This window comes from Pseudoflavitalea sp. G-6-1-2 (genome assembly GCF_012927185.1).
Classification (GTDB): domain Bacteria; phylum Bacteroidota; class Bacteroidia; order Chitinophagales; family Chitinophagaceae; genus Pseudobacter.
The window spans coordinates 1,041,392-1,052,927 of record NZ_JABBGB010000003.1 but is presented as its reverse complement, the minus strand read 5'-3'; the positions used below and the strand labels follow the sequence as shown (position 1 = coordinate 1,052,927).

Annotated in this window: 12 protein-coding genes; 7 read left to right on the top strand and 5 right to left on the bottom strand. The window is 48.1% G+C overall.

All coding sequences use genetic code 11. The features are described from left to right. Window positions 1–805: 805 nt before the first annotated feature. Genes HHL16_RS21630 through HHL16_RS21620 form a run of 3 tightly spaced genes read left to right on the top strand, consistent with a single transcriptional unit; the run spans window position 806 to window position 3,192 of the window. Window positions 806–1,501: a flavin reductase family protein gene (locus HHL16_RS21630; RefSeq protein WP_169427422.1), complete on the top strand. Its 696-nt coding sequence runs from the start codon at window positions 806–808 to the stop codon at window positions 1,499–1,501. Between the two features lie 57 nt (window positions 1,502–1,558). Next, window positions 1,559–2,449: a helix-turn-helix domain-containing protein gene (locus HHL16_RS21625; protein ID WP_206022532.1), complete on the top strand. Its 891-nt coding sequence runs from the start codon at window positions 1,559–1,561 to the stop codon at window positions 2,447–2,449. Between the two features lie 53 nt (window positions 2,450–2,502). After that, a complete protein-coding gene (locus tag HHL16_RS21620) occupies window positions 2,503–3,192 on the top strand; it encodes an SIP domain-containing protein (protein ID WP_169427420.1) in 690 nt (229 codons plus the stop codon). Window positions 3,193–3,204: 12 nt separating this feature from the next. On the opposite strand, the gene HHL16_RS21615 is transcribed toward HHL16_RS21620, so the two are convergent. Together HHL16_RS21615 and HHL16_RS21610 are read right to left on the bottom strand one after the other, a co-directional pair. Continuing rightward, on the bottom strand, window positions 3,205–5,238 hold the full coding sequence (locus HHL16_RS21615; protein ID WP_169427419.1) for a gliding motility-associated C-terminal domain-containing protein: 2,034 nt from the start codon (window positions 5,236–5,238) through the stop codon (window positions 3,205–3,207). Window positions 5,239–5,319: 81 nt separating this feature from the next. Continuing rightward, window positions 5,320–6,117: a nucleotidyltransferase domain-containing protein gene (locus HHL16_RS21610; protein WP_169427418.1), complete on the bottom strand. Its 798-nt coding sequence runs from the start codon at window positions 6,115–6,117 to the stop codon at window positions 5,320–5,322. A gap of 152 nt (window positions 6,118–6,269) precedes the next feature. Between HHL16_RS21610 and HHL16_RS21605 the strand changes: the two genes are divergently transcribed. The 4 genes from HHL16_RS21605 (at window position 6,270) to HHL16_RS21590 (ending at window position 9,004) form a co-directional block, all read left to right on the top strand. Further along, a complete protein-coding gene (locus HHL16_RS21605; protein WP_169427417.1) occupies window positions 6,270–6,593 on the top strand; it encodes a hypothetical protein in 324 nt (107 codons plus the stop codon). Window positions 6,594–6,702: 109 nt separating this feature from the next. Further along, window positions 6,703–7,305, top strand: a complete 603-nt coding sequence (locus HHL16_RS21600) for a short chain dehydrogenase (RefSeq protein ID WP_169427416.1) — start codon at window positions 6,703–6,705, stop codon at window positions 7,303–7,305. Window positions 7,306–7,342: 37 nt separating this feature from the next. After that, entirely contained in the window at window positions 7,343–8,059 is a 717-nt protein-coding gene (locus HHL16_RS21595) for an MIP/aquaporin family protein (protein WP_169427415.1), read from the top strand. Window positions 8,060–8,110: 51 nt separating this feature from the next. After that, complete coding sequence (locus HHL16_RS21590) at window positions 8,111–9,004, top strand: helix-turn-helix transcriptional regulator (protein WP_169427414.1); 894 nt, start codon at window positions 8,111–8,113, stop codon at window positions 9,002–9,004. On the opposite strand, the gene HHL16_RS21585 is transcribed toward HHL16_RS21590, so the two are convergent. From HHL16_RS21585 to HHL16_RS21575, 3 genes are all read right to left on the bottom strand, one after another. Then, window positions 8,969–9,622 carry a hypothetical protein gene (locus tag HHL16_RS21585; protein WP_169427413.1) on the bottom strand — a complete coding sequence of 218 codons (654 nt, stop codon included), beginning with the start codon at window positions 9,620–9,622 and terminating at the stop codon, window positions 8,969–8,971. The two genes, HHL16_RS21590 and HHL16_RS21585, sit on opposite strands and share 36 nt — an antisense overlap. 50 nt (window positions 9,623–9,672) lie before the next feature. Then, window positions 9,673–10,467 (bottom strand): zeta toxin family protein, encoded by a 795-nt coding sequence (locus HHL16_RS21580; RefSeq protein WP_169427412.1) that lies wholly within the window; start codon window positions 10,465–10,467, stop codon window positions 9,673–9,675. 74 nt (window positions 10,468–10,541) lie between these two features. Beyond that, window positions 10,542–11,495 (bottom strand): ring-cleaving dioxygenase, encoded by a 954-nt coding sequence (locus HHL16_RS21575; protein ID WP_169427411.1) that lies wholly within the window; start codon window positions 11,493–11,495, stop codon window positions 10,542–10,544. Between the last annotated feature and the right edge of the window lie 41 nt (window positions 11,496–11,536).

The window sequence follows — 11,536 nt, the reverse complement described above, 5'->3', positions numbered from 1 at the left end:
CGCTGCATGCGGATACTCTTTCATCATCACGAATGATTCCCGTCCCAGCCAACTGATCTTCTTCAGTAAGATATCATGCAAAACAGCCACATCCTCTTCCCGTTTGAATCTGGCAAGGGCAACCAATGGTTCTTCCCATAGTTCAGAAGAATATGGCTCGCGATAACACATGCTCAGTACAGCAGCATGAAGATCTTCTGTCATTTCAATTTTTCTTAAACCCATATAGGCTGAATTGAGGTTGTTATGATGCAAAATGATCTGCCTGATGGTGCTATCCCTTTTTTCGAATGAACTCCACTGGGCATTCCTGATCATAAAATCAGCAACGCGCTCCCATTCTACACCCATATGACCCAGATCAGTTATCAGATTCGCAGTATCCTGCAGATGCGACATCATGAATGCAAACCCGTCCTCACCGGCATCTTTGGTGAGCAGATGATAAGCCAGCGCCCTGATCCGCGGATGCTCCGAACGGCTCATGCTAAGCAAATCTTTTTTGCCGGCAGATCTCGTAATGAACCTGTAAGCAGCCGTATCGTGATATGAATTGAACACTGTACTGGAAACGATCACCTGAAGTGCCGGACCAAGTTCCGTCCGGAGATCGCGGATGGCGGTTGGTCCATCATTTTCGCAGGAAAGCAAAGCAGCAGTCAATGCGACAAAGAGGTATCCTTTTTTTCTCATGCAACAGGTTTTGTAAAGAGATTCGGGCTGTTACCCTTTCCATAATTCCGCAAGAACCGGGTTCCCTTCCACTCTATGCCATGATAGATTTGCTGCTTCAAAAAGCAACATCATGCACATTCAAAGCGAACCTCCCATACTCTATTTCGGCACTCCCGTAGTGGTTATCAGCACCGTTAATGAAGACGGCAGTTTCAATCTCGCACCCATGTCGTCTGCCTTCTGGCTCGGATGGCGCTGCATCATCGGACTGGCGGCATCGAGCAAAACAACCCAGAACATCCTCCGAACGCGCGAATGCTTGCTCAATCTTCCTTCCGTCGATCAGGTTGCGGCAGTGAACCTGCTGGCAAAAACAACGGGCAGCGATCCTGTTCCGGCAGGCAAACAACAGAAAGGCTACCGCCATGTGAAAGGAAAGTTCGAACTGGCGGGCTTTACTCCGGTTCCTTCCCTCACCGTTGAAGCACCACGCGCCAATGAATGTCCGGTTCAGCTGGAAGCCGCGCTGGCAGCGGTTCATCCTATTGGTGAAGATGAGCCTGCGCAGCAGGGAAAGATCATCACTTTCGAGCTGCGGATACAGCGCGTGCATCTTCATCCATCCATACTCTTCAACAACGATCCCAACCGCATCGACCCAGATAAATGGAAACCACTCATCATGAGCTTTCAGCAATTCTACACGCTGGGGGAACAGGTACATGCTTCCACACTTGCGCAGATACCGGAGGCGCTGTACAAAACTGCCGATATGGGCATCGTAAGAGATTTACCAAATATTAACCGAATCTTCCCCAATTCGTAAACTTCTGTGCGCATACTCCGTTAAATTGCTGCATCATTCGTGAACAAGCACAGAGGCATGAGCAAACAAAACAGAAAGAAACAGCAAACGATACCGCTTCACACTGCAGAACTGGCGGGCTCTCCGGGATTCAGAATCGAATACTTCGATATGAGTACCGAAGAGCTCCATGATCCTGCACACGAAGCCCATCGCGACGATCACTATGTTTTCTACGTTCAGCACCAGGGCTTCTGCGAAGTGATGATCGACTTCGAAAGAATGCGTCTCGAAGGAACCGGCGCCGGGTATATTTGTCCAGGTCAGATTCATCAGTATATCGGCAGAAACAGCAGCGGCTGGTTTGTAGCCGCCGATGCATCTGTACTGAACAATCAAACCAGAAGTCTGCTGGAGCACGGCCGTCCCGCCTGCCAGTACGTAAGGCTCGAAGAAAATTCGCAGCTCATGCAATGTGCGTCTTTACTGCTCAATGAGTTTCAGCAATCTGCCACACATCCTTTGCAGATGAGTACACAGCTTTCCTTACTGCAGGCTTTCACAGGCATGCTGGCCGCAGCAGTAGACAATGCATGGATGGGCAACAACAACAGGCAGGCAGGCCGCACCGATACACTGGTGCAGGAATTCAGAAAACTGGTGAAAGCACATTTTCTCATGGCAAGGAGTGCCGGTCAATATGCACTGATGCTGAACATTTCCACTTCTTACCTCAACGAAATCGTGAAGCTTCATACCGGCTTCACAGCGAGTTACTGGATTCAGCAGGAAATCTTTCTCGAAGCCAGACGCCTGCTGGTTCATACCGATCTCACCGCAAAAGAAATTGCCTATCGTACCGGCTACGACGATCCTACTTATTTCAGCAGACTCTTCAAAAAAGTAACCGGATCTTCGCCGCTCGACTTCCGCATCATGCACCTCGATTTGTCCAATCAAAACCGCTAATCCTCTATTTTCTGAAGCATCCACTGTTCGTTGCTTTGCATAAAATATCAACAGTGGAACAAACAACCAGCATTAAACACAGAATAACAGGATTGCTCGAATCTGCCATCGCAAAGAAAGGTATAGTGCTCTATGTATTGCAGCATTATGCCGGCATGTACGAAGTGCGCATGCATCTGCCCGAAGCAAGGATGGATGCATGGAACCGCCCCCAGCATATCAAATTCAAAGTGGCCGCAGGCAAGTACCGCGACTATACAGCAGCCATTTGGGACGAGCATACGAAAAGCTGCTCCATCTACATCGACACCGCACACGAAGGCCCTGGAAGCGAGTGGGTACGCAAACTTCAGCCCGGTCAGCAGCTTGTGTATCTCGGTATGGATTCGTATGGAAAGCCACCCGCAGATTGCAGCACGCATGTATTTCTCGGCGACCCCAGCGCTATCGGACATTTCTTTGCACTCATGCAACTCACCAATGGTCTTGGCAACATCACCGGAAATATCATTGTAAGCAATCCGCAATACAGAGCAGATTTTTCTCAGGCATTCCCCAGTCTAAGCATCGGAACGCTGGGCACTACGGCAGAAGCTGAATCGTTCATTGCAGGCTGTTCGCAGCGTGGCGACAAACAGTTCTATCTTGCAGGAAATTCTTACATGGTGCATGGTCTTCGCAAGATGCTGAAGCAGCAAGGTGTAGCCGCACACCAGGTGCAGGCGCAGGGATTCTGGAAATAACGGGGAGCATCATCAGCGGATCAGTATCGTGCTTCCCTTCTTCACCACTTTTATTCCGCTTTCAGGATCGGTGTACTGCAACATCCAGACATAATTGCCCGTTGGTTGTGGCGCTCCTTTGAATGTGCCATCCCATTTTCGGGTCCAGTCGGTAGTGTGGAAAATGAGTTGTCCGTACCGGTTGAACACGGAGAAATCGACATTAGTCGCCTTCCATGCATTCAGCGGGTACAGGTAATCATTATTCCCATCATTATTGGGAGTAAAGGCATTGGGAACCGCCACAGAGCAGGAATACACCACCTGCAGCCGCTTTGTTCGCGTATCCGTGCAGCCGAGTTTGTCCGTTACTTTCAGTTGTACATTGTAGTATTTATTTCTTCCGATTGTTACGGGAGGATATTTCTGCGGAGGCGGGTCTTTGGATGTACTCATGTAACCGTTGTCGAAATTCCATTCCCATGATACGATCTTGCCGGCGCTCTGATTCTTGAACACAGCAACATCATCAGGACAAACAAAATCAGGAACGGAGAATGCGGCATAGATGTAATTATCGAGCTGAATGAGGGTGTCTTTTCCGGCAGTACAGAATCCATTGGAGACAGTAAGATGAATTTTCTTATCACCAAACAGCTTAAACCCAAAGACCGGGTTCTGCGCTGTACTCGATCCTTCTCCATTGAAATTCCAGTTCCATGAGGAGATCTTATTCTTCCCATGCTGCGTAAAATGAACGATGTCTTCTTTACAACCCCATTGTATGCTGTAATTGAAATCTGCATTCACCGTATCTTTCGTGCTGAACCTAAGCGTAGCGCCAGCGGGAGTTTCCTGCCGGCATTCATCTTCGATGGTATTGCCATCAGAACCTTCCACTAACGTGATGATATAATTGCCTTCCAGTAAAATGGGTGCATCAAATTCAATTCTGATGGTGGTAGACAATTTGTTTACGCAGTTGCCATAGGCTTTCAGTATGCGTACAGGAGTTGTTCCGGTGATGCGGAAATCGCTGCCACCCGGTTCGATGGATGGGCACCACATGGGTTTTGAAAAAAACAGGTCCACATATTTCGGAGCACAGACTACCGGCATCAGACTGTCCATCGGAGTGTAAGGAACGGGCAGTACTTTGAATGGGATCACCGACCCTTCGGCCACTTCCCTGCCGCATTCATCCGTGAGTGTATTGCCGTCGGTGCCGCGCTTGAACAATACCTGATAATCTCCGGGAGGCAATCCGGTACTGAGTTGAAGTTGCACAGTATCCATATCAAAATTCCCGTTGCACCGGGAACTGGATGCGGACAATATTTTCACGCCTGCCGGCATCGGCACCATGCTGAAATCACTGCCATCGGCTGCGAGGCTTGTGCAGATCAGTTTCTTATCGAGCTTCACCGTAACAGTAACGCCACCGCAACCGGCCCATGCCCTGTCTGGTTTTGGAGGATCGGGATCTGTGATCACTGCAGTGCCTCCTCCGAATGAAAGTGAATAACCGCTTTGTGAATTGGTAAAATGACTGATCAGCAGCAAATACTGGTGTCCTTCGATCAGGGTTGGCATGGCAGTGAAAGCAGGTCTGCGTTCCCTGTTGATAGTGCCGCAAACCAGATACGGTACGCCATCTGCGGAAGCGCCGGTATTGCCGACCGGATTGCCCGTCCAGTTAGCGGTAACTACCAGACTGGCATCCGTATACACATCATCCGGATGATGATTGGTAATATCGAAGAGCTGCCAGTCGTAATCATCACCTCCGTTATTGGGTTTGATGAGAAAGCCCAGCGTTCCTCCGGAATAGCAATAGAATTTATACCAGTAGGGATTTTTATCAGCGTAGTTGTTTACGCCTCTTGCACAACCCGGCACGGGTATTTCACCATTGGTGCATTCAGATACACTTCGCTGATTAAACACAGCATTGCCACAAACCGGAAATGCAGTTACAGGTGTCTGTCCGGGTATGGTGCATCGCTGTCCCTGAAGTTGGGACGCGAAAAATATGACAATCGCCAGCGCCAGCAATCTCATAAGCATACCGGCGTTGACTCCGGATTGCCGGAAACCGTTGCAGCGTTATTGAAATTATCCTGATGCAAAACAGTACAGGCCTGCGGATCAACTGTTTACTCGCTGAGCAATCATCCTGATTTCTTCTGCGTAGGCGAGTACTCTTTTTTCACTGGCAGTCTGCCGTTGAATGCCGGCATCATATAATTGATCGCGCAGCTCACGGTACAGGTGCACGCATTGATGCATGGCTTTGAGTATCGATTGAGGATCATAATCCGCCACTGTTCCTTTCAGTTGTTCCAATACAGTATCGGGTAAACGAAATTCTACTTTGCGTACACCACGTGGCAGCTGTCCCTGTCTGATCAGCAGCAATGGGCCCAGTACCATCGAACGGATGGCCGACAGAAAATCCATCGCTTCAAAATATTCCCCTCTTCCTGTTTTAGTGAGGCCGTAGTGAATCCAAACCCAGAACCTGTCTTCGATCCACTGGTATTCGGGCATCGGGAATTTTGCTTCTGTCAGTTGAAGGCTTTGCTCCAGTTGTCCGTACATATCGGCGAGTATCACCGGCTCTTCCACTCTGAATGCAAATTCTTCGAGGGTGAGAAATTTAATGTCCACATGCAACAGCGGATTATCGTAGAGGCAGATCAGCAGCCTTGGTTCACCCACATGCTCGCCGGTGAATGCAGAGAGCAGCTGACCGAATTTAGCTGCCCATTCCATCATCCTTTTTTTATCGCCACCTGCTTTGTGTTTGGTAACGAGAATAAGGTCGAGGTCGGAGAATTCGTCCAGCTCATGGCTGAGCCAGCTCCCTGCTGCTGCCAATCCGATTGCAGAAGGATCTTCCAGCACAATGGCAGCCGCCTTTTCCGCAAATTGTTGCTGTATCATAGATGCCCGGTATTTGGTTGTACCGGAAGTTACCACAATTAAGTGGCCCGGCCATCTTATCGAAATTAATAATAAAGTAAAATCACATAGGCAGCACATTCGGATGCACACCTATATTTTTATTGTTTTGAACAAGCCTATTCCGGTTGTGTATGAATTTGTTTGAATTTGAGCGCATCCTTAACCGCTATCTGAAAGGAAAAGCAACGGAGGAAGAAAAACGTTTTATAGAACATTGGCTGGCGATCCGCGAAGCGGATCAAAAAAACCAGGAGGAACAAGAGAATATTCACGCCGGAAGCCTGAGAAGACAGCTCGCCTATGCAGGTGTTATCATAGTTTTGATCACAGGCATTATCTGGCAATACCGTAACACCTGGCAGAAGCCTGGAGCAATTCATCCCACTATACAAAAAAAGCCGGCATCAGATACAGACAGTACAGCTGATGGGCTGTTCCCGGATTCAGGCCATTAAGTAAGCCCGGGTTCAAAAGTCCAGTTAGAAGTACCATTCATCCATCTCTTCAATTGACGCCGCTGCTACCTTTGATGAACAATTCATTTATCATCATAAAAAAACAGCTATGAAAATTATCGTTACAGGCGCTTCAGGTGCGATAGGAAAAGAACTGGTGAAGGCATTGGAAGCCAGGAAGTATGAAGTGATCCAGGCAAGCAGAAAGAACAGCCAATATCAGCTCGATATCACCAAGCCCGCGTCGATCGATGCATTCTTCGAACAGGTTGGTCCATTCGATGCATTGGCCAGCGTTGCGGGCAGCGCCTATTGGGGACCATTTCAACAATTTACCGATGAACAACTCTATGCGGGCATTCACGATAAACTGGTGGGACAGATCAATCTTGTTCGCAAAGGATTGAAATATATCCGCGATGGCGGTTCCTTCACGCTTGTATCTGGCATACTTGCAGATGAGCCCGTACCCGGATCAGTCGACTACGCTATTGCCAATGCAGGCCTGCACGGATTTGTGCTCGCAGCTGCACTCGAACTCCCGCGCAGCGTGCGGATCAACGTAGTGAGCCCCGGCCTCACCGACAATACCGTGGATGTAAACGGACCCAATATGCCCGGACATACACCGGTGTCTGTACATCGCGTGATCAATGCATATATCAGGAGCATCGACGGCGGAGTACATGGACAGATCATCCGCGTATATTGATCATCGTTACCAATCATTCTAACATCATTCATCACTCATGACTGCGTTACAGATATTTCTGGGAGAATTTATCGGAGGAGCCGTATTGATTTTACTGGGCAATGGAAGCGTGGCGAATGTAGTGTTGAAACATAGTAAGGGAGAGAATGGCGGATGGATAGTTGTTGCGCTGGGATGGAGCATGGCGGCCTATCTCGCAGTGTATATCTCGGCACCGGTGAGTGGCGCTCACCTCAATCCCGTTGTAACAGTGGCACTGGTGCTGAAAGGTATGTGTTCGCTCAATCAGGTCCCTGTGTATTTAGCAGGCCAGTTCGGCGGTGCCATGATGGGTGCCTGGCTGGTATACATCGCGTACAAATCGCACTTTCATAGTACGTCGGATGGCATCGCCAACAGGTCCTGCTTTTGTACTGATCCTGCCATCAGAAACACCGGCAGCAATCTGCTCACAGAGATTGTAGCCACGTTCGTGCTCGTATTTGCAGTGCTGAACCTCGCCAAACCCGAAGTAGGACTGGGATCGCTGAGTTCATTGCCCGTTGCATTTATTGTATTGGCCATTGCGCTTTGCCTTGGCGGACCAACAGGTTGTGCCATGAATCCCGCACGGGATCTGGGCCCGCGCATAGTGTATGCATTGCTTCCCATCAAACACAAATCGGGGAACGACTGGGGCTATGCCTGGATACCCATTGCAGGTCCGTTTGTGGGTGGCCTCGCGGCATTGGCGCTGAAAACCCTCATCAGCTGACACCGAACAATTTCTTCTTTTGCTGGTTGAACAAAAAAAATGAGTGGAACCATGAAATCGGTTACATCATCAGGAATACCCGTTTATTCCGGCAAAGGAATCCCCGGCGATTTTTATGTGGATTGCTTCGAGAAAGCCAATATCTGGCAACTCTCTCCGCATCGCCGTACATTTTATCAGGTGATATTTTTCAGAGAAGGAACCGGAAAACAACAGGTAGATTTCAAACTCTATCTTTCGGAAGGCCCGGCATTGGTGCTGCTATCGCCCAATCAGGTACACCAGATGGATATCAGCACCAATGCACGAGGCCATATGCTGATGCTTCCGGAGAGTTTCTTCGAATGGGAAAACCCGCACAGCAATTCGTTTTCACTCAAATCTGTTTTCGACAATATCGATTGCTTTCCATTTCTCGAAGTAGATAAGGAATCGGCCATGCTGCTCGATTCCACTATCAGACAAATGCAGCGCGCCATGCAGTTTTCGGGCAGCATGCAGAAAATGATCCTGATGAGTTATGTGAAGATCTTCTTACTGCATATCTATCAGCTGCGACAGCAAAAAACAAGGGAAGACAATCCGGATAAGGATTTCGGACAACGGCAGTTCCGGCAGTTCAAAATGCTGATAGAATCGGATTTTCGCAATACACATCAGCCGAATGTGTATGCAGCGAAAATGCATGTATCGTTAAAACACCTGAATACCATCAGCAGGAAATATGGACATGCATCGGCAGGAGACCTCATCAAACAAAGGATCATGCTCGAAGCAAAACGGTATTTGTTTCATGATACATTGCCCGTGAAAGAACTGGCCTATCTGCTCGGCTTCGACGATCCGGATTATTTCAACCGGTATTTCAAGAAAGTAACGGGCGTTTCGCCGGGATCGTACAGAAAGCGATTACCAGTAATATTGCCAGCCCCCTCTGAGGAGTAAACTGCCAAGGTAGGAGAATACGATCAAGGTACCGATTACAGTGATTGCGAGCCCATGATTGTAAGACCATTTATCGTACATCGGGATTCTTGTTCCATCAGGTAAAGTTTTCTTTGCAACCATCACCACCACTCCCATCGGAATGGAATACACGGGAAACAAGCCACAGCAAATATATCCTGCAACTAAGGCCCAGGTTCCGATCCTTGCGGGCTGATAAGGAGCCACAAGCGCTTCAAGCGGAATGGCAGCATCCGGTACTCCACGGGTTTTCAGCAATTTCTCTGCGAGCAGCACATCGAGCTGGCTCCACTCATTGGCTTCTGTAAGTACATTCTTCAGTTCATCATCCGTGAATTCGAAAAGGTAATAATCTGCAGGTACACTGTCCAGTTGTTTTGCAGCTTCTTCTTTCATCAGCACATTCACTTTCTCAAACTGCTCAGGCGCTATTTTCACAATGTAAGTAGGCTCCGATTGCTCGCCAATATAGATCGGATCGAGCACCGCACGCTGCCTTTCCAATTCGAATGGAATATTTTTCACATCGAGAAATGCAGCAAATGCTTCTGCATCGCCCTGATTGTAAAATTTCTGGTAGGTGATGAATTCAGACATAGCAGAGGTTGTAAAGCCAAGTTACTATAAGGATTTCTTTTATGCAAGCGTTAAGCATTGATGCCGAAAAGAGATTTGAATTTTTCCGATCGCTCAAACTCCTGTAACAACTCTATTGCAGGCGCATGCCTGAATCCAGGCGGTCCGTCGCCCACTACCAGCGATTCGTTGATGGCGGCAGCCTCGATAAGCATTTGGTAATTGGATTTCATCATAGCGGCAATGAGTCTGTCTGTGAATCCTTCACCATACTGTTCAGCAGGCTCTTCCACCATTGTGCTATGTTCAACAAAGAGGCTCCATAAGGCAGCATCTCTTATATCGGTAGCTTTATCGAGATACCCTTCTGCAATCTGCACCGGTTCAGCCGTTCTGTTATCCATCAATACCCAACTGTCACTGATATTTCGGTATATGTGAATGAAGTTTGCAACGCCTCTGTAGTATCTTCTTTCGATTACATCTTCCGGAATTGAATGCCCGCCGCGTTTCACTCGCGCCGCCACACGTTGTTTCGCCATTTCGGGAGATACCAGCCACAGAAAGAATAACCTGATTGCATATCCTTTGGATTTCGCTTTTCTGATCATCCCAGCAAATGATCTGGTGGAAAGTGTTGTTTCAAAAGCAAAGTCTGCATTGCTTTGCAGTAGTTCTTCCAGCTGACTGAGCATTATTCTTCCGGCCTCAAACGCAGCAGCGGCAGGGTTCTCAGGAGAAAGCTCCGCGGCAATATCATCTGCATTCACATAAGTGTTACAATGAGTGAGTGCGGAAAGTATGTTTTTACTTCCGGTAGTTTTGCCGGCGCCATTACATCCGGCAATAATGTACATGATGGGCATTTGCTCATTTTTCGGTTAACAATTGAATGGATCATTAGGTGAAGGTCAATTGTCAGTTTCCGAAATGCAGTTGCCTATTTGTATTGATCTATGTGCAGCGACACAGGTGGTAATTCAGTTTCCAGCCTGCTTCTCCTTGCTTCGTATTGTGGTGGAAGCTTCAGCAATTCTCCCAAATGATCTGGCGTTTCATCGATCGCAAATCCTGGTCCGGATGTAGCTACTTCAAACAATACACCGCCCGGTTCGCGGAAATAAATAGAAGTGAAATAATTTCTGTCGAGTATCGGTGTGGGGTTCAGGGAAATGCTCAGCAACTTTTGCTGAACGGCTGTCTGCGATTCCTTGTCAGGAGTGGCGAAGGCGATATGATGCACAGTGCCGCTTCCTCCGAGTCCGCGAAGACTATCAGGTGTGCAGAGAATGTCTACGTAATTGCCGGGAGCATCGGTGGCAGCGAAGCGGAAACGATTTCCTCTTTCAGCGATCAGCACATGATCGAGCTGACCGCTGAGCAATCCAGCTGTTCGTTCATATCCTTCTTCCCAAATCTCTACATTGTAAAATCCTTTGATGGCATGCTCCGGTGGGATTTGTCCATACGAAAAACCTGCACGGGCATCCTTATCGTTGAAAACCAGCTCCAGACCGAGCCCATCAGGGTCTTCAAAATAAATTACCGTTTCAGCATGGAAGCGGTCTTCCGCAGGTTTATAGTTTACATTGAATTTTTTGAAGCGTTCTTCCCAATACCCGATAGAATTTGAAGGAACAGAAAACGTAGTGGTGTTCAACATTCCCTTTCCGTGACGGCCCCGAACGAGGCCTGCATACGGAAAGAAAGTGAGTATGCTGCCGGGACTTCCGTTTTCATCTCCATAATAAAAATGGTAAACATCCGGCGCATCGAAATTCACGGTTTTCTTAACCAGTCGCAATCCGAGAATGCCGGTGTAGAAATCAACGTTATGCTGCGAATCGGCAGCAATAGCGGTTACGTGGTGAATGCCTGTGATCAGTTTTGCCATTGTATTATGTTTGAGATAATCTAAAGATACCTCCTTTTTCG

Coding starts and splice junctions, on each gene's coding strand:
- HHL16_RS21630 (WP_169427422.1), top strand. CDS start 806: ATGCACATTCAAAGCGAACCTCCCATACTCTATTTCGGCACTCCCGTA.
- HHL16_RS21625 (WP_206022532.1), top strand. CDS start 1,559: ATGAGCAAACAAAACAGAAAGAAACAGCAAACGATACCGCTTCACACT.
- HHL16_RS21615 (WP_169427419.1), bottom strand. CDS start 5,238: ATGCTTATGAGATTGCTGGCGCTGGCGATTGTCATATTTTTCGCGTCC.
- HHL16_RS21610 (WP_169427418.1), bottom strand. CDS start 6,117: ATGATACAGCAACAATTTGCGGAAAAGGCGGCTGCCATTGTGCTGGAA.
- HHL16_RS21605 (WP_169427417.1), top strand. CDS start 6,270: ATGAATTTGTTTGAATTTGAGCGCATCCTTAACCGCTATCTGAAAGGA.
- HHL16_RS21600 (WP_169427416.1), top strand. CDS start 6,703: ATGAAAATTATCGTTACAGGCGCTTCAGGTGCGATAGGAAAAGAACTG.
- HHL16_RS21595 (WP_169427415.1), top strand. CDS start 7,343: ATGACTGCGTTACAGATATTTCTGGGAGAATTTATCGGAGGAGCCGTA.
- HHL16_RS21590 (WP_169427414.1), top strand. CDS start 8,111: ATGAAATCGGTTACATCATCAGGAATACCCGTTTATTCCGGCAAAGGA.
- HHL16_RS21585 (WP_169427413.1), bottom strand. CDS start 9,622: ATGTCTGAATTCATCACCTACCAGAAATTTTACAATCAGGGCGATGCA.
- HHL16_RS21580 (WP_169427412.1), bottom strand. CDS start 10,467: ATGCCCATCATGTACATTATTGCCGGATGTAATGGCGCCGGCAAAACT.
- HHL16_RS21575 (WP_169427411.1), bottom strand. CDS start 11,495: ATGGCAAAACTGATCACAGGCATTCACCACGTAACCGCTATTGCTGCC.